Source organism: Paenarthrobacter sp. 10L420 (genome assembly GCF_056395385.1).
In genome coordinates, this window is the sequence record NZ_JBFTJK010000015.1 from 107563 (window position 1) to 125289 (window position 17727).

Below are 17727 nucleotides of genomic sequence, written 5' to 3' on the forward strand. Positions count from 1 at the left end.
TCGTCTACCGCGCATCACGCCCCTAGTGGGCTGTGAAAACGCCGTCATTTACGACTCAAAGTCACGGCTGTTATCGAACGGCCACGCCACGTGCCGCTCCAAGTTTTCATTACATCAACTGGCCTGCCTCCGCTCCAATAAAGCCTTGAGTGTTGAAGGAGTCCGCAGATGGCCAGATGACTACTCAACAACGGTGGCCGTGATTTTCCGCTCTATTTTGTAGGTCTTTACATCGCTAGAGTCCAACGTCAGCACAGGCGGCATCGGATCTACAGCAAACCAGTTGGGTGAACGCGACGTCGAAGGTGATACTGCTCCGCCCGCAACGGGGGCGTCCTCCACACTTTGTGCATCGATGAACAGGACAAAGGTGTCCTGTCCGTTCTGTGCGCTACTTAGCTTTATGCCGTCGATTGGCGTCTTGGGAACCCACCTAAAGAACTCTGTGATCACCTGGGTGGGAACGTAAGTCAGGTTCGGATTGTCTTCAGGCCCCATGGGCGCCGTGACGTTAGCGGCAAACCTTCGGAAAAACTGGAGTATGCCGATTTGTTCGAGGGTGTCCGGAGCGAACAAGGACGGCATGTTCAGGTCGGACGTTAGATCGAGGACCCTAAGATCCTTTTGGCTCTTGAAACCCCCGATACGCGCAAAGTTCCTAGTTCCGTGAGAAGCAATTTCTTCGACGGCAGTCTCCGGCGTCGCGGAGCCGTAGAACATGGGTATTCCTTCGGGACTCATTCGATTCACAGTGGCCAGTTTCGCGGGAGCTGGACCGAGTTCAGAAGCCGATGCCAGTTTGCTGAACTCACTGCTGACCAAACGCCCCCTGTAAAAGAAGGTGCCAGCCGGCACCATGGAGATGAGACTCAGCTCTTCTTTTTCGGCATAGGGTAGAAGGCTTTGCAGGAAGCTTTCACTTCTCTGACCAGGCGCAGCAACAGAAGAATCGGTGTTACTAGAAGGAAATATAAAGCGAGACTGTGTTCGTACGTCTTCCTCGAACTGGTCCCAGCCCCAGTAGGCTGCATCCAGTGATGTGGGATGTCTGTTTTCTGTCCAGTCCGTCTCCAGGACGGCCCTTTGCAGCAACTCAATGAGCGACTCGAAGACTTGGTCTTCGATAGCTTTTTCGCAGACCTGATACAGGATCTCGCCGGGATCGGAGATATCGGCGCCGTGCCACCCGTCATCCCAAGGAACACCAGCATCTACGGCCGGCTCATAAAGGGACGTGAACACATCCATGACGTGCCGCTGAACCTCTGCTAGAGGGGCAAGGTCAGCGATCGCCGAATTTGCGGGGCACAGCACGCACATGCTCTCGTCGTCATCGACCACCGCAACAGACAACTTTTCTCGTAGGTGGGTATCGGTAATGTGGGTACGGCATAGAACGCCATCCACTTCCTCGTAACCGCGGTCATTGTCTGCGAGCCAGCGCTCGGATGCTCCACTCATGAGGACGAGTGTCGCATGTACGCGGTGCGGCTCTGGGTTACGATCGCGATCATTACGCGGAACACCCTAAGATCTGTCCCCAGCACGATGCATCAACGAACATCTTCCTGTCCGATTGAGGTTCTCTCTGGGCACTTCTGATGTACCAGATGCTAGTGCGTGACTTTTTGCAGTGCCCTGCCTGCCGTCACGGCATATCGACTTGGGCTTGGTCTACCCAACGTGCCAAAAGGCTGAAAGCGGCTAGTTGTTCCAGGGCAAGCTGCTCTTCACCTCCTTCGCTTTCTTGGGGTTGGTGCATGCCTGGATTGCGGATTGCAGTGTAGAGACCGTCTGCAAAGGATCGAGCCCCTCTATGAAGGTTCTGATATGTCCGTCCGCCGTCGTCCTCCATCAGCCTGAGCCGCGGCGCCCCTGCTTTTGGCCCGTCCAGTGAGAACGCTTCGTTGAAAAGCGTCGTCTCCGATACATCCATGCGTCCCAGTTTTGCCTGAGTCTCAGCATTGATACGGATCGCAGCCTGCATTACGGCCTGGTGATAGTGACCGGTGTTCCAATAGGACCTGCCATTTTCCCATGCCCAAGGGTGGAGATTGGCGGCGTCCATGTCTGGCGCGTTATCGCCCAGGTTTTCAGCGAGTTCAGCTGCCCGCTGCAACGAGGCTTTGGCTCTTGACGCCTGGTCCCGAAGCCAAGCATAAGATCCATCTTTTCCTGGTCTGTCTTGTCTCCAACCCGGTAGAACGCGATCAAGAATCTGCTCCACTACGTGTGCGCGCTGAGACGCTTCAGTCTCTGATCCACGCATGTGCGTTCCAAGAACTATGACTCCGCCGCCCCTGTTGTCGTATCCGATCTGGTCGGTTACATGAAGGAACTGGTCAATCTCATTGATCGCCCATTCAGGATTCAGCTTGCTCATGCAATCATCCTGCCTTGTCGTGCCCATATCCCTTAGGAAGGACTCGAGGTCTGAGTGATGAACATCAATGGCAGGCCAGACACGGTAAGCACAGGCATTGTCGTCGATTGTTCCTTGACCCCCGCAGCCTCTCGATGAGGAGCAGTCCCAACCGCCCGCAAGCCGGTCCCACACCGGGCAGATGTAACGGGCATCGAGGCCCCCGCCGTTCAAGGGCTACTGGATTCCCTTAAGACCCGCCCGCAAAAATGCCCGGTGAAGGTGCCCTAAACGCTACATTCGGCGTCATGCTTATCGGGGCTACGCCAGTGTCTCCACCAACACTCAAGACCTAGCCGCCCAACGCGACGCTCTCGCGCCCGCCGGTGTGGATCCCAACGCTATCTACATCGATCACGGATTCACCGGCACCCAACGCGAAAGGCCCGGCCTTGGCAAGGCCCTCGCCGCCTGCCAGAACGAGAACACCCTCGTTGTGACCAAGCTCGATCGCTCCCCCGCCCACTGCCAGACGCCAGGAACATCCCGGATGAGCTCACCCGCAAAGGCATCGCTTTGAAGTTGGGTGGCAGCATCCACGACCCCCACGCCCCGTGGGAAAACTGCTGTTCAACCAGAGTGACCCTTTGTGCAGAGGACTTCGGACACAGTCTGTCCACACGCGGCTGCACTAATCCCGCAACCGCAGAGATCTCAATGCAGTCAGCTTCTGACAACGACAGTCACCCACGGCCCTCCAACGATCTTGTCCTGCGTGGGGCACCGCCTTGAAGTGCCGCAAGGAACAGCGCCTCGGCCAGGATCGCGTTCCTCAGTTCCCCAAGATGAACGGACTCATTGGCCCCGTGAGCCCGGGAGTCCGGATCCTCCGCTCCGGTAATGATGATGGGACACTGCGGTTGGGCAGCAGCGAGTGCGGCAACGAAGGGGATGGAACCACCAACACCCATGGACACTGGCTGCGCTCCCCATCCCTTCTCCAAGGACCAGACTGCCGCCTGAACCATCGGGTGGTTGGAGTCAGCCATGAATGGCATGCTTTTGGACCCTGGGGTGAAGGTGACCTCCGCCCCGAAAGGAACATTTTTCAGTGCATGGCGCCGCACAGCTTCCATTGCCTGATCGGGATGGTTCCCCGGCGGCAAGCGAAGGCTGAACTTCACCGTGGCCTCGGGCAGCAACACGTTCCCGGCTGTCCCGATGGGTTGGGAGTCCAGCCCCACGAAGGAGAGTGCGGGCTTGGTCCATAAGCGTGAAGTGAGCGATCCGGTTCCAGCCAGCTGCACGCCTTCCGGCACACCCGCGTCCCGCCGGAATGTCTCCTCGTCCATATCAAGGCCCTCAGCAGGGCCCTCAACCAGCCCCTCCACAGCAACCGAGCCGTCAGCATTGTGGAAGGTTGCCATCAACCGGGCCAGGATTGTTAATGCATCAAGGACCGGACCTCCATACGTCCCCGAATGCAGCGCATGATCAAGGACGCGAACACGGACTGTCCCATCCACCAGGCCGCGGAGGCTGGTAGTCAGGCCCGGGATCCCGACCTTCCAACTGCCTGAATCAGCAACAATGGCAGCGTCGGCAAGGAGTTCGTGTCCGTAATCCTTCATGAAGCCCTGAAGGCTGGGTGAGCCGGCTTCTTCCTCTCCCTCAACGAACACAGTGAGGCCCAGTCCGTGGTCCGGCCCAAGAACCGAATCGACGGCGTGGATGGCAGCGAGGTGCATGACAATACCGGCTTTGTCATCGGCAACACCACGACCCCATAGACGTCCGTCCTTCTCCATTGCGGAGAAGGGCTCCGAATCCCAGGCCTCCAGCGGTCCTGCTGGCTGAACATCGTGATGAGCGTAGAGCAGGACAGTGGGAAGGCCCTGCGCGGCAGGCCGCCTCGCCAACACTGCCGGTGCGCCGTCTACCCCGCTTTGATCCGCGGCCCGGATGATTGATACTTCGGCGAAGCCGCGTGCCAGGAACAGGTCGTGCACCCGTCGGACACTGAGGTCCAATGCATGGGCATCAAATCCGGCCCAGGCGACGCCGGGAACGCTGACCAAGTCGGCCAGGACGGTCACGTAGTGCGCCATGTTTGCATCCACCGCGGCGGCGAGTGCCTCAAGGGTGGCCGGTGGAGGGTGGGCTTGTGGAAGAGGCTCATTGAACTTCACGCGTGATTCACCTTGCGCCTTGACGGGTACATGGAAGACGAGATCGATGTATGGAATTGTAAGTTTACTTACCCATCAAGGAGAGCCTCGTGGATCAAAATGAAGCACCTTTGCTCGATGCGTTGGCCGAGTACCACCGACTGAACCGCTACGGGTACACGCCTCCCGGCCATCGCCAAGGCAGGGGTGCCGATCCGCGAACCCTTGAGGTTCTGGGTACTGATACGTTTCGCTCGGATGTGCTTTCCACGGCAGGACTCGATGACAGAAAGTCCTCAGGCGGTTTTCTCAGCAAGGCCGAGGAGCTCATGGCCGAAGCCGTTGGAGCTGACAAGGCATTCTTTTCGACCTGCGGCAGCTCGCTCTCCGTCAAGGCCTCCATCCTTGCCGTCACCCGAGGAAGTGGTGATTTGCTCATTGGCCGGGATGCCCACAAATCTGTCGTTGCCGGCGTCATCCTGTCCGGACTCCAGCCCCGGTGGATCAGTCCGCAGTGGGATCGGGACCTGCACATTGCCCACCCGCCGAGCCCTGAAGAAGTGGAAAAGATGTGGCAAAGGTACCCCGATGCCGCTGCGGCACTGATCACGAGCCCAACGCCCTATGGAACCTGTGCGGACATTGGGAAAATCGCCGAGATCTGCCACAAGAGGGGCAAGCCGCTGATCATCGACGAAGCGTGGGGCGCGCATCTGCCGTTCAATAAGCGGTTGCCTACGTGGGCCATGGATGCAGGTGCAGACATTTGCGTGGTTAGTGTCCACAAAATGGGAATGGGATTCGAGCAAGGGTCCATATACCATCTCCAGGGCAGTCTGGTGGATCCGGTGCGGCTAAGCCAGTGCGCCGATCTGCTCTCCACCACCAGCGCCAACGTCATGATCTATGCGGCGATCGACGGCTGGCGGCGAAACATGGTCCAGGATGGCGAGGTGCTGCTGGAAAAGACCTTGAACCTGGCCGAGAGCGTCCGCAGCGATATCGATTCCATGGCCGGACTCCACGTCCTGGGGCCGGAGCTGGTCCATGCCGAGGCCTCCCACGATTTGGACCCCCTCCACGTGCTGATCGACGTCGCGGGTTTGGGCATCAGCGGCTACCAGGCGGCGGACTGGTTGCGGGCCAACTGTCACCTTGACGTTGGGCTCAATGATCACCGGAGGATAGAAGCCACGTTGTCCCAATCGGACGATGAGGAAACAACCGAGCGCTTGCTGACAAGCCTGCAGCAGCTGATCGAAGCCGCACCACAGATGCCGGAACCGACGCCTGTTCAGCTCCCGGATCCGGAGGACCTGGAAATGCCAACGGTGATGCTACCGCGGGATGCCTTCTTCGGACCCGTGGAAAACGTCCCGGCAGAAGAAGCCGCAGGTCGGGTCGCAGCCGAGCAGATCACGCCGTATCCGCCCGGCATCCCGGCAATCCTTCCGGGCGAACGGATCAACCAGGCCGTCGTCGATTATCTTCGCACCGGAGTAGCCGCCGGAATGGTTTTGCCGGACCCTGCCGACGCTTCGATGAAAACCATCAGGGTAGTGGCACATCAGCGCGACCAGTAAGCTCTGGACTCTCCCCACATAATCACTAGGCTGAAAAAGACCAACACCGAGTTCCAAAGGAGAGATGATGACGCTTCCTCCAACTCACGAACCTGAGCCGTTCCCGCCGGAACCGGGACCGGTCCAGCCACCACCGGATCCCACTACCCCATTCCCACCCAGCCCTATTCCATCTCCAAATCCGACGCCCGGCCCGCTTCCGGTTCCGGATCCTGGTCCCGTTCCACCACATCCAGACCCGACGCATCAGCCGGATCAGCCGCCAAGTTAGGCTGGTTTGGACTTAAACGAGTACGACGGCGGCGCACACCAAAAAAGGTGACTGTCTTCAAGCTCCGGGGTGAGCTCAGTCAAGGCATACGATGTTGGCCACATGCTGCCGTCGTCGAGCATCGCATTCTCTTCGAAACCGAGGGTGGCATACCTGCTCTTGAACTTGTCGGCACTCTTGAAGAACACGATGTTCTTCCCGTCCTTGGCATACGCGGGCATTCCGTACCAGGTCTTGGGGGAAAGCTCCGGCGCATGCTCCCGGATCAGCGCGTGGAGTCGCTGCGCAATCGCCTTATCTGCCGGCGGCATCTCTGCGATCTTCGCCAGGACATCGCTCTCACCGTCGGCTTGGGAAGCCTTCTTGGTCCTTTTGAGCTCCTGCGAACGCTCCTTCATGGCGGCGCGTTCGTCCTCGGTGAATCCCTCGTAGGACTTGGTAGCTCCGGTCTCAGTCATGGCAGGCCCCTCTCGCTGCTGGAAATCTTTCGGATGTTTCAACGATAGATCCGGGCCGATCGCCGAGCTTCTTCAATACTGCTCAATCAGCAGCTAGGAGAAACGTCCGGGCCGGAACGTTGCCAGCATGGGGTGCTTCTTGCCTGTCAGGATCTCTCCGGACAGCAGTTCACCTGCAATGAGTCCCAACGTGGCACCCGAGTGCGTGAACGCTACGAAACAGCCGGGCACTTGGCCCAGTTCGCCGAAGACGGGTTCACCATCGCCGGGGATGGGCTTGTAGCCGATCTTCCAGGAGGCCGGCTTGAGTTCAGGGTTGCCTGCAATCAGCTTGGAGGATTCATCGGCCAGTTCCTGGACAACGTCATCAGGAATGCTGAAGGAACCATCTGGGTGTTCGGTAATCCGGTCCTCATACCAGTCGTGGTCCAGCGCGAAAGTGTTACCCGGGTTGGGACGAACGGCGGCACGCGGCGTGTTCATCACTGCCTTCACCTGGTGCTCCACAGGCTTGGTGACCACCAGCATGGAGACCGGGGAACCATTGGGGATTTCCACCCCGAGCGGCTTCACGACGGCGGGCGTCGCCGCGCCGCAAGCGACGAGGACGGCGTCGGCTGAATAGGTCTCGCCGGAGGCAGTCTCGACGCCGTTGGCCCGGCCGCCGTCGAGCGTCACTTGGACTTTGCCCGCGTTGAGGACGAGCTGACCGCCGAGGGCGTGGAACTCCTCCATGAGGAAGTTGACCAGGTCCGGCAGGCTGACCCAGCCCTCGCCGGGGTTGAAGATGGCGTTCTCGGGAACAGCGCTGGCGTCGATGCCGGGCGTCACCGATGCGATCTCCTCAGGGGCGAGAAGCTTGGAGTCGTAGCCAATCGACTTCTCGTAAGCGTGGCGGGCTTCGGTCACCTCGCGCTGGCCGGCAGCGTTCCACATGAGGCCTCCGTCGAACCGCAGCCATTCGCGGTTGGGATCCGCCGCGAACAGTGTCCGGTACCGATCGACGCCAGCCAGCCGCAGCTGGTGGTAAGGGGTGGACCGTTCGCCGGCTGAGTTAAGCCAGGACAGTGAACGGCCCGTGGCCTCGCTGGCCAGGCCCCGCTCGGTCAGGAGCGTCACGGAAGCTCCCCCGCGGAGCAGGTGAACGGCGGTGGAAACGCCCAGGATGCCGCCCCCGATGACGGCGACGTGCTTGGTGGAGGACATAGCTCTCCCTTTCTTTCGTGTTTGTGGATGCTTGGGACGCTCTTGCGCTTACGCGAAGGCGTGGATGCTTTCGATGATTTTGAGGGTTTCAAGCGCCTCGGCCGGAGCTACAGGAAGGCGTCCTTGGCCACGGAGGCAGGCTGCCAGTTCTGCGTAGAACTGCGGGTAGGCGCCCTTTTCCGCAGGTACGGGTGTTGCTGAACCGTCGGCTCCCAGAAGCCCCCAAGACTCCTGGGTTTCCATGCCATAAAAAGCGTCCGACGGCGTGACACCGGCTGCGAGCGCGGGTTCCTGACCGTCGAGTCCCCATTTGGTGTACCCGGCTTTTGATCCGAGGACGTGGAACCGCGGGCCAACCTGCGCCGCCATGCCGTTCATCCACAGCCGGGACCGTACGCCTGACTCGTGGAGCAGGGACACGAAGGCCTCCGTGTCTGCCGCGTCGGCATGGGGGCCATGGTTTGCGGTTTCGCCGTAGCTCTCCTCCACAGGTCCGAACAGCTGGATGGCCTGGTCGATCAGGTGGGCGCCCAGGTCGTGAAGGATGCCACCGCCTTCAGCGAGCGTGGATGTGTCGCGCCAGTTCCCGAAGCCTTCGGGCCGCCACCATTCAAAACGTGACTCAAACGTCCTTACTTCGCCGAGCGCCCCTTCCTGCAGCAGTTTGCGCAACGTCAGGAAGTCGGCGTCCCACCGTCGGTTCTGGAAGACCGTGAGCTGCACACCGGCGTCGGACGCGCGTGCGGCCAGCTCCTCACCGTGGGCGACGCTGGTGACGAAAGGTTTGTCCGCCACAACGTTCAGGCCGCAGGCGATTGCCGTGGCACCGAGCTCGAGGTGCGTGAGCGGCGGAGTTCCCAACACCACAAGATCGAGGTCGCTGGCAAGGGCAAACATGTGTTCCGGAGTGGGCACTATCCGCGCTTGTGGATAGAGCCGCGCGGCCTCGCGGGCGCGCTCCGGGTCCGACGTCACGATGACGTCCAGCGAATAGTTCGGATCTGCTGCGATCAGCGGGGCATGGAAGACCTTGCCTGAGACGCCAAACCCGACGACGGCGGTCCGGATGGGTGCCGCTGTTACCTGACCCATTACAGGACCTCCGAAAGGAAGCGCTGCAGGCGTTCGCTGCGCGGGTTGTCGAAGAGCTCGGCAGGGGTGCCGACCTCCACCACTTCGCCTTCATCCATGAAGACCACTTGATCAGCAACTTTGCGGGCAAAACCCATCTCGTGCGTGACCACCAGCATGGTCATGCCTCGGCGTCCGAGGCCTGCCATGAGGTTCAGGACACCCTTGACGAGTTCCGGGTCCAGCGCGCTGGTGGCTTCGTCGAAGAGCATGACTTCCGGTTCCATGGCGAGCGCCCGGGCTATGGCGACGCGCTGCTGCTGACCGCCGGAGAGGTCGCGGGGCCGGTGGTCGGCGCGTTCGGCGAGGCCCACTTCGGCCAGCCGGCGCTGGGCGCGTTCCCGTGCCTCCTTCTTGGACATTCCCTTGACGCTCCACAGAGCGAGGGCCACGTTCTCCAAGGCTGTGTGGTCCGGGAAGAGGTTGAAGTGCTGGAACACCATGCCGATGCGGGCGCGGAGGATGTCCGGCTTGACCTTGAGGGCGCTTTCGCCCGCCAGAAGCACGTCGCCGCTCTTGGGTTCGTGCAGGCGGTTGACGCCGCGCAGGAGCGTGGACTTGCCGGAACCGGACGGGCCAATGATGCACGTGGTGGTCCCCGGAGCCACGCTGAGGCCGACGTTGCGGAGTACCTCGACGTCACCATAGGCCATGGTCAGGTTCCGCAGTTCCAGGCTGGAGCCGTGGAACGTCTGGACGTCGGCTGCGGCTGGCTTGTCCTTGGCGGTTGACTTGGCCGTTGACATGTTGGTGCCGGTGCTGCTGCTGGCAGTGTTGCTGCTGCTTGTGAGGTTCACGTGTTGCTCCCGGTGATGAGCGGCGATGCCGCGTCGAGTTCCTTGACTTCCTTCAGCCCACTGGTTGGGGCAGTGGGACGGCGGCGACCGGTGCGGAACTTGTTGTCGAAGTAATTGACCAGGTGGGTCAGTGGCACGGTGATGACCAGGTAGAAGATGCCTGCCATGACCAGCGGTGAGAGGTTGCCTGAGAGCACTGCAGCGTCCTGGCCCACACGGAACAGTTCACGCTCGCTGACCAACAGGCCCAGGAAGTAGACCAATGAAGAGTCTTTGACGATTGCAATGAACTGGTTCACCAGGGCTGGCAGCACCCGGCGTACGCCTTGCGGTACCACTACCAGTGCCATGGACTTTGAGTAGCTCATGCCCAGGGCGCGGCAGGCCTCGCCTTGGCCCTTGTCCACGCTCTGGATGCCGGCCCGGAAGATTTCTCCGATGTAGGCGCTGGCGATCAGGCTCAGCGCGATGATTCCCAGCGGGTAGGGCGAGGGTCCAAACACTGACTGGCTGAACCGGGCGAAGCCCTGGCCGATCAGCAGGATGGTCAGGATTGCGGGCAGGCCACGGAAAAGGTCCGTGTAGATCCGCGCCGGGATTCGCAGCCACTTGGACCGCGAGATCCCCATGACGGCCACCACCATGCCCATCACTACGCCGAGGATGGTTGCTGCGATGGAGATGATCAGGGTGTTGAGGAGTCCAACTCCCAAGAGTTGGGGCAGTACTTCGATCATCGAATCGACATCGAAGAACGTGCGGCTGATGGTATTGAGCCAATCCATTGGGTGCTCTCAGACGTTTGTTGGTTTTTTCGGGATGGCCGGGCGGGCTGCGGGTGTGGCCCGCCCGGCGGTGTTGTTGAGTAGGCGGTGTTGTTGAGTAGGCGGTTGCGCTACTTGGCAGCCGCTACTTGGCAGCCGTTGGCGACGGGCTGGAGGTCTGCTCCGCCTTGGGCAGATACTGCTCGGGCATCGGCGAGCCCGGGAACCACTTCTGGTAGAGCTTCTTCCAGGTGCCGTCTTCCATGGCCGCGGCAAGGCCCTTGTTCAAGGCTTCCTTGAAGGCGGGCTTGTTCTTGGCAATGGCAAAGCCTGCCGGGGCGTCGAAGGACGGGATGTCAGCTGCACTGACCAGTCCGAACTGCTCCTGGTACGCCTTGGCTGCCTCGTAGTCCAGGAAGTGGGCGTCCACTGCGCCGCTGTTGACGGCGGAGATTGCGGTGTTGTTGTCCGGGAAGCGGACCAGCTGGGCGGAGGTGAAGTTCTTGACCGCGTAGGCTTCCTGGAGGGTGCCCTGGACAACGCCCAGGCGCTTACCAGAGAGGCCGTTGACGTCCTTGATGCCTGAGGTCTTGGTGGTGATGACCGTCAGGTAGCCGGCCAGGTAGCCGTCGGAGAAGTCAACGGTTTCCTTGCGCTTGTCCGTGATGCCAATGGCCGCGACACCGACGTCGAACTGGCCATTGGCCACGGCTGCAAGCAGGCCGGAGAAGTCCTGTCCGGTGAAGACAACCTTGTCCACGCCGGCGCGGTGGGCCACGTCCTTGAAGAGCTCCACATCGAAGCCGGTGAAGTTACCCGAGCCGTCCGTGAAGGTGTACGGCTTCGAGTCGCCAAGACTGGCGACGCGGATGGTGCCGGGTTCGATCAGGCCGTAAGGATTCTCAGCCGAGTTCGAGGTCCCGGCAGAGGATCCGCCACAGCCGGAGAGGGCGAGGATAGCCGCCAAGGCTGCTGCTGCGAGCGCTGCCGGGCGGAAGTTCAGTTTGATCACAGCGTTGTCCAATCGTGGGGAGGGCCAGCGGTGCTGTCTGGGCCGCTTTTGGGGTCTTACTCGATGCGGGGTCTTGTTGAGTCCGGTCTCAGCCCCTAGGATTGAGACCGGACTCACATCGATTGATTGAAAATGTAGCGGAAGTCACAAGCCGCGTCAACACCACTTCTGAAAGGTGAACATGAGTACTGATGGATCCCGACGGCGGGACGTGACAGTTGCCGACGTCGCCAAAGCCGCGCAAGTCTCCAAGGCCCAAGCCGCCCGCGCCCTGGGCAACTATGGCGCAGTCAGCGACGACGTCCGGGAGCGGGTTCTCGCCGCTGCCGAAGGGCTGGGCTACCGCCCCAACGAGCTTGCGCGCAGCATGAACACGGGCAAATCAAACACCATCGGCGTGGTGGTGGGCGATATCGAAAACCCGCACTTCGGCTTGGCCACCAGGGGCATCACAGACACCGCCAAGAAGAGCGGCTACAACGTCATCCTGATCAACACGGATGAAGAACGGGCCGCCGAGGTGGACGCCGTCCAGGTGCTTCTGGACAAGCGCGTTGACGGACTGATCGTGGCTCCAGCCTCATCCGTGGAAACCTCACACTTGAAGGAGGTCCGCGACTCTGGCCGGCCCCTGGTCCTGCTGGACCGCGCCGCCGAAGGACTCGACGTCGAGACCTTCGCCGTGGACATGGGAACCATCTCCTACGAGTCCACCAAGTACCTCATCCAAGCAGGCCATCGACGCATCGCGTTCGTCTCCACCGTTCGGACAGACGGGCCCTACGTTGCGGGGATGACACTGGATTCCTCGCAAATCTCGGACCGCCTGGAGGGAATCCGCCGCGCCTTCGAAGAGGAAGGCCTCAGCCAGCCGATCGACCTGGTGCGTCTCAATGCCGGTGACGCCGATTCCATTATGCGAATCACCCGTGACCTGCTGAAGGGGCCGGATGCTGCTACGGCCATCATTGCCTCTGACGGCCTCATCGCCTTGAGCGTTGTGGAGGCCATCCAGGAATCGGGGCTCTCCATCCCCTCGGACGTATCCCTCCTCATGTACGACGATTTCGCCTGGACCCGTCTCACCACTCCCCCGCTCACCGTCATTGCGCAGCCTGTCTACGAGATGGGAATGGCCGCCGCCACCGCGTTGATCCGGCTGATTGAGGGCAGGAAATCTTCCGCACCAGCTGGCCCGCCGTTGGAGGCGCGACTCGTGCTCCGCGGCTCAATCGGATCGCCGAAGGACGTCGGCGTGCTCAGCCAGGCGGGCGGTTAACCCCTGCCAAACCCCTTGCACGCCCAACAGAAACGGCCACACTGGAAGCATCAGGTGAGGAAGCTGACATGCCAAAAGTGGAAATGGATCTGGATTCCGTCGTCCCACCGGCGAAAGTACGGGAGGCCTTGCTGGACTTTAGCCCGCGTCGGCCGGAGATCTGGCCAGGCATCTACCCACCCATGTACGAGGTTTACCAGGTGGGCGACACCTTCGCGGACATCAGAGAAGGAAGCAAAGCTCCCGGTGGCGTGATCTGGGCCAAGGAACACTACGACTGGGCAAACCCCGACGAAGTGAAGTGGACTGTCCAGGAGAGTAATTTCTGCGCGCCGGGAAGCTACGTGAATGCGCGAATCACACCCAACGAGTCTGGCGGTTCACGCATTCACGTTACCTGGAACCGTAAGCCCACAAGTTTCATGGGTCGCCTGGCCGCCTTCATGATCGTCGTGACCCGGGGCGCGCCGGTGGCAAGCTCACTGCGAATGGGCCTGAAAAAGTTGGAAGCGAAAGGCGCCACGGAGCCATGATCAAATCTGCAGAGAGCGTTGTCATCGCCCGGACACCGGAAGAGGTCTTCCAGTACGTGGCGGACCTTCGCAACGAACCGAACTGGCACGTTGACATTGCCAGCGTGCCTGACCAAACCGACCCTGTCCCAATCGTCGGCAAGACCTACCCGCTGAACTTCAAACCCTTCATGGGCAAGACCGACGGCACATTCACAGCCGTGGATGTCAGGCCCGGCTCGCGCTTGCAATATCGAGCCGACTTCGCAGGACTGCAGCCACGCATCACTTACACGGTGGAGCCAGCCGGGGAAGGCGCCCGCTTCACTCGAGGCGTGGAGATGCAACCAAGCGGGCTCAAGGTTCTCATGACCCCGATGATGGCGTACATGGTTCCCCGGCGAAACAAGGTCTTTGTCCAGAACCTGAAGCGCGTGCTGGAATCCTGACGGCTGCTTTCGCGGTCCGCTTCGTAAAACCACGACGTCGGCTAGTCACCCACCCGGGGCTGCCATCGCCGTCGTGGTTCATTGCCCTAATCGAATCTGTTGGTGGAAAGCAGGAACAGAGTAAGCGCCAGCGTAAGCCGCACGCGGCCTGACGGTATTCGAATGTCGAAGCCGAGGGCGGACGTGAACTCGCTTGCGCGGTTCTGGACACTCGAGTGATGCAGATTGAGCTGACCGGCCACAGCGCGCAGGCTGCCTGCTTCAGCAATGGCTTCCTCTATCCGCCACGCCTTGGGCTGTTCTGCGATCAGCCGTTTCAAAGCCGTAACGTCAGCCGGTTCGTGGGTGGCCTCGTTTGCCCTTTCAGCAAGCACGATGAGGCTGCCAAGATCGTCCGCGGTGTGAATCGGGCGGTGTGGGCTGGTAAGTCTGAGGGCCAGGAGTGCTGTCTGCCAAGATCTGTCCAGCTCCTGGGGGACGGTGGCCAAGCCGATTCCTGCCCTCGTATCCTGTGGCGCAGTCGCCATGGACGGGCGAATGAATGCCCGGATTGCACCGAATTCCGTGTGAACTACCGCTGACGATCCGGGCATTGGCATCACCGCAGGGATTGTATGAACCCTGTATGAGCCAGTGCGCTCCAAGTGCAGAAGGGCTGCCGCCTCCATGCGTCTTTCCAATGAAGACTCGCTGCTGATGATCGTCTCAATTGCGCGTCGCGTGGCTGCTACGGGACTCGTTCGATCCCAAAAGATGCCCAGTGCAATCGCGAGCCGTTCCAGGATCAATTCATCATTGACGAACCCGGGGCTGGCGCGCTCAATCCATGCCCGCCCGTCGGCACCAAACTCTTTGGAAGGCCACTCACCTTGTTGTTCCGGCATCCTCCGTCCAGATGCATCAACGCACATGGAACGGCCATCCATGGCAAAGCCAACTGAACAGTCACACAGTACCGCCGCCCCGCGGATGAGCATTTCTGCATTCGCCCGGCTGTTGACCAGCGCGTCGAAATACGTGATGACCTTGAGGCTTTCCGAGGCCTGGGGATCGAGCGCTTTGAGGCGCCACACGAGTCCTTGCATAACTATCGCCCGCCACCTTTGGTCTTCGAGAAGTTAATGGTGGCCCAGTCCGGCTGCTGCGGCAATGCATGACGGGCAGCCGGACGTGGGTTCAGGCATCCAGAATGCGTCGAAGCCACTGGGTGCGGGCCTCCCGTGCCATGACGGAGAGCGCTGCTTGGGGAAAGAAAATATCAAACCCGTGGAAACCGCCGGGCCACACGTGAAGCTCCGCGTCACCCCCGCAGGCCCAAATGGTGGAAGCGTAGGCAATGTCTTCGTCGCGGAAAACCTCTGCGGAGGCCACATCGATGAAAGTGGGAGGAAGGTTTGAAAGATCCTCAGCCCGGGCCGGCGCCGCGTAGATGGAAACGTCCTCTGTCTTCCGACGGCCGCCGAGGAGCGCGTCCCAGCCGGTATCGTTGCTCGTCCTGTCCCACACGCCGATGCCATCAATTTGGCGACTCGAGATAGTGTCATTGCGGTCATCGAGCATTGGATAGATCAGGAGCTGACCGGCCAGTTCAGGGCCACCCCTATCGCGTGACAGCAGGGCAACACCGGCAGCAAGCCCTCCACCTGCGCTCGCACCGGCAACAATGAGGCGATCAGGATCAATGCCCAGCTCTGCAGCATTCGCGGCCACCCATTCCAGGCCCGCGTAGCAGTCTTCCACGGGCGCCGGGTCCGGGTTTTCAGGGGCAAGACGATATTCGACAGAGACAGCCACGGCATCCAAAAGCTCGACCCACTCAATGAGCCAATCCGCGCCAAGAAACCGATCGCCCATGACCATTCCGCCGCCGTGAATGTGGAAGATTCCGGGTCCGCCAGGCTCGTGGTCTATCCGCCGAAAAATGGACACGATGAGATCTGGAGCCCCTACGGGGCCTGGAATGGTCCGTTCAAAGTGTTCTACTGGGCGACCGGCCAAGAGATCCTCGATAGGAGTCGCCACGAAGGACTGCCGCATGCCTTCGATCATGTCAGGCGTCAGCGTGGGAGTGATCAGATCACCCAATGCCACAAGTGTCGCCCCAAGCTCCGGATCAAAAGGTGGCGCTTTATGTACCGATTTCATCTTGACCTCCATTAATTCGGCCACTTCGTCGTGACCTGAAGCAAGCCTAGGTGCGCCCGACCACGAAGCTAACCGCCAAAAGCCCTCAAAAGGAACGGCGAGGACCGCCATGTGGCGGTCCTCAGCGACGTGTTTTCACAGCTACCTCAGTCGCCTTGCTCTGGTTCGTCCGCTGAGCGCACACTGCTCTGGATGATGCCGAGTTCCTCGAGCTGCGCTGACATCCCGGCACCGTCCGGAGCATAGATCCAAGGGATTCCCGGCGTCGGTTGTCCCCCGGACTTTGACCTACCGCCGGCGAGCACCGCTTCACCGACGGAGAGCTGCCGGATGGCGATCGCCCTGACGTTCTCCGGGTGGCGATGTGCGAATTCGGAATAGATGGCTTCGTCGTGCTGTCCGTCGTCGCCTACGAGCAGCCACTTGATGCGGGGGAACTCCTCTGCCAGGCGCTCCAGCGAAGTGCGCTTGTGCTCCCTGCCGCTACGGAACCATCGGTCCGGCGTGGGTCCCCAGTCGGTCAACAGCTTGGGCCCTGCGGGGTACAGATTGCGGGACAGGAACCGTGACAGTGTGGGCGCCACATTCCAGGCCCCGGTAGACAGGTAGAGCACCGGCGCCGTGGGTGCCGTCCTGGCGATCCGCTCGTAGAGGACGGCCATGCCTGGAGTCGGCGTCCTCGCATGCTCATTGAGCACAAAGGTGTTCCAGGCAGCCAGGAACGGTCGGGGAAGGGCTGTCACCATGACGGTGTCGTCAATATCGGAAACCACACCGAAGTCTGCGTCGTCCGCCACGACTTCCACGGGAGCCTCGACGATTCTGGAACTCCCGGATTGCAGGGTGATCGTGTGCCAGCCGGGATCCAGGGCTGCCTCAATGCGGACATCGACGACGCCCCCACGGTCGGCTTCGACGTCATGGACGGTGCCTGCAATGGTCACCCGTACGGCTGCATGAGCGACGGGCGCACTAATGAAGTTCCGCCAGCCGCGCATGCTCTCCTGCAAGGGGTTGGCATGGCCGGCGGCATCGCGGGGGTCGCTGCGAACAACTCTGGCCAGCACCCGGACCCAGGAAGTAGTGCCGTATCCGGTGTACGGGATGACCGTTTCCACTCGACCCCTCCGGATGGCGAGGCGCGTCTGGAACCTCAGCCACGCGTCGTCGAGCCTGACAGCCAGATGGTCGCTCTTGGACAAAGTGCGCGGTTTCTCAGGACGGGGAAACATGCGTCCAGTCTGGCATGGCCGGGCGGAAGGCTACCATACGGGCGTGAGCCAGGTGAGGACGGACCCGTCGCCTTCGATGTGATCAGCCAACTCCGCGTTGAACTTTCGGCCGTATTCTGCGCCGATGTGCTCCTGGAAGGCTTGCTCGTCGCGGTAGACCTCGAACACGAAATATTCCCGCGGATTGGTTTCCCGCGTGTAGGGCAGGAACGTGACGTTGCCTGGTTCCTGGCGCACGTGCCCTGCGAGTTCTGTCATCATTTCAGCGACCCTGGTTTCGCTGCCTTCCTTGACGGTGAATTCTGCGTACAAAGTTTTGGTCATGTCCGGTCCTTTGATCGATTGAATCGGGATTGCT

General features: G+C 60.9%; 17 protein-coding genes and 1 pseudogene. 5 read left to right on the plus strand and 13 right to left on the minus strand.

Features of this window, described 5'->3' with window-relative positions; genetic code table 11:
- Positions 1-180: 180 nt before the first annotated feature.
- The gene (locus tag AC1DD5_RS19140; RefSeq protein ID WP_477522436.1) at positions 181-1461 is read right to left on the minus strand and encodes an RES family NAD+ phosphorylase; all 1281 of its coding nucleotides are present in this window, start codon (positions 1459-1461) and stop codon (positions 181-183) included.
- A gap of 187 nt (positions 1462-1648) precedes the next feature.
- On the minus strand, positions 1649-2383 hold the full coding sequence (locus AC1DD5_RS19145) for a TIGR02391 family protein (RefSeq protein WP_477522437.1): 735 nt from the start codon (positions 2381-2383) through the stop codon (positions 1649-1651).
- Positions 2384-2660: 277 nt separating this feature from the next.
- On the opposite strand from AC1DD5_RS19145, the pseudogene AC1DD5_RS19150 reads away from it, so the two are divergent.
- Positions 2661-2997 (plus strand): annotated as a pseudogene (locus AC1DD5_RS19150) (recombinase family protein); the annotation flags it as partial.
- Positions 2998-3105: 108 nt separating this feature from the next.
- Here the strand turns inward: AC1DD5_RS19150 and AC1DD5_RS19155 are convergent.
- Positions 3106-4551, minus strand: a complete 1446-nt coding sequence (locus tag AC1DD5_RS19155) for a M20/M25/M40 family metallo-hydrolase (RefSeq protein ID WP_477522438.1) — start codon at positions 4549-4551, stop codon at positions 3106-3108.
- An 89-nt stretch (positions 4552-4640) separates the two neighbouring features.
- On the opposite strand from AC1DD5_RS19155, the gene AC1DD5_RS19160 reads away from it, so the two are divergent.
- On the plus strand, positions 4641-6113 hold the full coding sequence (locus AC1DD5_RS19160) for an aminotransferase class I/II-fold pyridoxal phosphate-dependent enzyme (RefSeq protein ID WP_477522439.1): 1473 nt from the start codon (positions 4641-4643) through the stop codon (positions 6111-6113).
- A 267-nt stretch (positions 6114-6380) separates the two neighbouring features.
- On the opposite strand, the gene AC1DD5_RS19165 is transcribed toward AC1DD5_RS19160, so the two are convergent.
- The 6 genes from AC1DD5_RS19165 to AC1DD5_RS19190 all read right to left on the minus strand — a co-directional run bounded on the left by AC1DD5_RS19165 (position 6381) and on the right by AC1DD5_RS19190 (position 11752).
- Positions 6381-6842 carry an iron chaperone gene (locus AC1DD5_RS19165; protein WP_477522440.1) on the minus strand — a complete coding sequence of 154 codons (462 nt, stop codon included), beginning with the start codon at positions 6840-6842 and terminating at the stop codon, positions 6381-6383.
- A 93-nt stretch (positions 6843-6935) separates the two neighbouring features.
- On the minus strand, positions 6936-8048 hold the full coding sequence (locus tag AC1DD5_RS19170) for an NAD(P)/FAD-dependent oxidoreductase (RefSeq protein ID WP_477522441.1): 1113 nt from the start codon (positions 8046-8048) through the stop codon (positions 6936-6938).
- A 48-nt stretch (positions 8049-8096) separates the two neighbouring features.
- The gene (locus tag AC1DD5_RS19175; protein ID WP_477522442.1) at positions 8097-9140 is read right to left on the minus strand and encodes a Gfo/Idh/MocA family protein; all 1044 of its coding nucleotides are present in this window, start codon (positions 9138-9140) and stop codon (positions 8097-8099) included.
- Positions 9140-9925 carry an amino acid ABC transporter ATP-binding protein gene (locus AC1DD5_RS19180; protein ID WP_477522488.1) on the minus strand — a complete coding sequence of 262 codons (786 nt, stop codon included), beginning with the start codon at positions 9923-9925 and terminating at the stop codon, positions 9140-9142. The genes AC1DD5_RS19175 and AC1DD5_RS19180 overlap by 1 nt, the downstream gene beginning before the upstream one ends.
- Before the next feature lie 47 nt (positions 9926-9972).
- Positions 9973-10761 (minus strand): amino acid ABC transporter permease, encoded by a 789-nt coding sequence (locus AC1DD5_RS19185; protein WP_223935683.1) that lies wholly within the window; start codon positions 10759-10761, stop codon positions 9973-9975.
- A 124-nt stretch (positions 10762-10885) separates the two neighbouring features.
- The gene (locus tag AC1DD5_RS19190; RefSeq protein WP_477522443.1) at positions 10886-11752 is read right to left on the minus strand and encodes an ABC transporter substrate-binding protein; all 867 of its coding nucleotides are present in this window, start codon (positions 11750-11752) and stop codon (positions 10886-10888) included.
- A 181-nt stretch (positions 11753-11933) separates the two neighbouring features.
- On the opposite strand from AC1DD5_RS19190, the gene AC1DD5_RS19195 reads away from it, so the two are divergent.
- From AC1DD5_RS19195 to AC1DD5_RS19205, 3 genes are all read left to right on the plus strand, one after another.
- Positions 11934-13031, plus strand: a complete 1098-nt coding sequence (locus AC1DD5_RS19195) for a LacI family DNA-binding transcriptional regulator (protein ID WP_477519296.1) — start codon at positions 11934-11936, stop codon at positions 13029-13031.
- A gap of 68 nt (positions 13032-13099) precedes the next feature.
- Positions 13100-13564, plus strand: coding sequence for an SRPBCC family protein (locus AC1DD5_RS19200; RefSeq protein WP_477519295.1), 465 nt, complete (start codon positions 13100-13102; stop codon positions 13562-13564).
- Entirely contained in the window at positions 13561-13992 is a 432-nt protein-coding gene (locus AC1DD5_RS19205; RefSeq protein WP_477519294.1) for an SRPBCC family protein, read from the plus strand. The genes AC1DD5_RS19200 and AC1DD5_RS19205 overlap by 4 nt, the downstream gene beginning before the upstream one ends.
- Positions 13993-14078: 86 nt before the next feature.
- On the opposite strand, the gene AC1DD5_RS19210 is transcribed toward AC1DD5_RS19205, so the two are convergent.
- The 4 genes from AC1DD5_RS19210 to AC1DD5_RS19225 all read right to left on the minus strand — a co-directional run bounded on the left by AC1DD5_RS19210 (position 14079) and on the right by AC1DD5_RS19225 (position 17693).
- Complete coding sequence (locus AC1DD5_RS19210; RefSeq protein WP_477519293.1) at positions 14079-15077, minus strand: helix-turn-helix domain-containing protein; 999 nt, start codon at positions 15075-15077, stop codon at positions 14079-14081.
- Between the two features lie 91 nt (positions 15078-15168).
- Positions 15169-16137, minus strand: coding sequence for an alpha/beta hydrolase (locus tag AC1DD5_RS19215; protein ID WP_477519292.1), 969 nt, complete (start codon positions 16135-16137; stop codon positions 15169-15171).
- Positions 16138-16283: 146 nt separating this feature from the next.
- Positions 16284-17369 (minus strand): App1 family protein, encoded by a 1086-nt coding sequence (locus AC1DD5_RS19220; RefSeq protein ID WP_477519291.1) that lies wholly within the window; start codon positions 17367-17369, stop codon positions 16284-16286.
- 30 nt (positions 17370-17399) lie between these two features.
- A complete protein-coding gene (locus tag AC1DD5_RS19225; protein WP_477519290.1) occupies positions 17400-17693 on the minus strand; it encodes a putative quinol monooxygenase in 294 nt (97 codons plus the stop codon).
- Between the last annotated feature and the right edge of the window lie 34 nt (positions 17694-17727).

Bases quoted from the DNA above. Each gene is read 5' to 3' on its own strand.
- AC1DD5_RS19140 (WP_477522436.1), bottom strand. From the start codon at position 1,461: ATGAGTGGAGCATCCGAGCGCTGGCTCGCAGACAATGACCGCGGTTAC.
- AC1DD5_RS19145 (WP_477522437.1), bottom strand. From the start codon at position 2,383: ATGAGCAAGCTGAATCCTGAATGGGCGATCAATGAGATTGACCAGTTC.
- AC1DD5_RS19165 (WP_477522440.1), bottom strand. From the start codon at position 6,842: ATGACTGAGACCGGAGCTACCAAGTCCTACGAGGGATTCACCGAGGAC.
- AC1DD5_RS19170 (WP_477522441.1), bottom strand. From the start codon at position 8,048: ATGTCCTCCACCAAGCACGTCGCCGTCATCGGGGGCGGCATCCTGGGC.
- AC1DD5_RS19175 (WP_477522442.1), bottom strand. From the start codon at position 9,140: ATGGGTCAGGTAACAGCGGCACCCATCCGGACCGCCGTCGTCGGGTTT.
- AC1DD5_RS19180 (WP_477522488.1), bottom strand. From the start codon at position 9,925: ATGTCAACGGCCAAGTCAACCGCCAAGGACAAGCCAGCCGCAGCCGAC.
- AC1DD5_RS19185 (WP_223935683.1), bottom strand. From the start codon at position 10,761: ATGGATTGGCTCAATACCATCAGCCGCACGTTCTTCGATGTCGATTCG.
- AC1DD5_RS19195 (WP_477519296.1), top strand. From the start codon at position 11,934: ATGAGTACTGATGGATCCCGACGGCGGGACGTGACAGTTGCCGACGTC.
- AC1DD5_RS19200 (WP_477519295.1), top strand. From the start codon at position 13,100: ATGCCAAAAGTGGAAATGGATCTGGATTCCGTCGTCCCACCGGCGAAA.
- AC1DD5_RS19205 (WP_477519294.1), top strand. From the start codon at position 13,561: ATGATCAAATCTGCAGAGAGCGTTGTCATCGCCCGGACACCGGAAGAG.
- AC1DD5_RS19210 (WP_477519293.1), bottom strand. From the start codon at position 15,077: ATGCAAGGACTCGTGTGGCGCCTCAAAGCGCTCGATCCCCAGGCCTCG.
- AC1DD5_RS19215 (WP_477519292.1), bottom strand. From the start codon at position 16,137: ATGAAATCGGTACATAAAGCGCCACCTTTTGATCCGGAGCTTGGGGCG.
- AC1DD5_RS19220 (WP_477519291.1), bottom strand. From the start codon at position 17,369: ATGTTTCCCCGTCCTGAGAAACCGCGCACTTTGTCCAAGAGCGACCAT.
- AC1DD5_RS19225 (WP_477519290.1), bottom strand. From the start codon at position 17,693: ATGACCAAAACTTTGTACGCAGAATTCACCGTCAAGGAAGGCAGCGAA.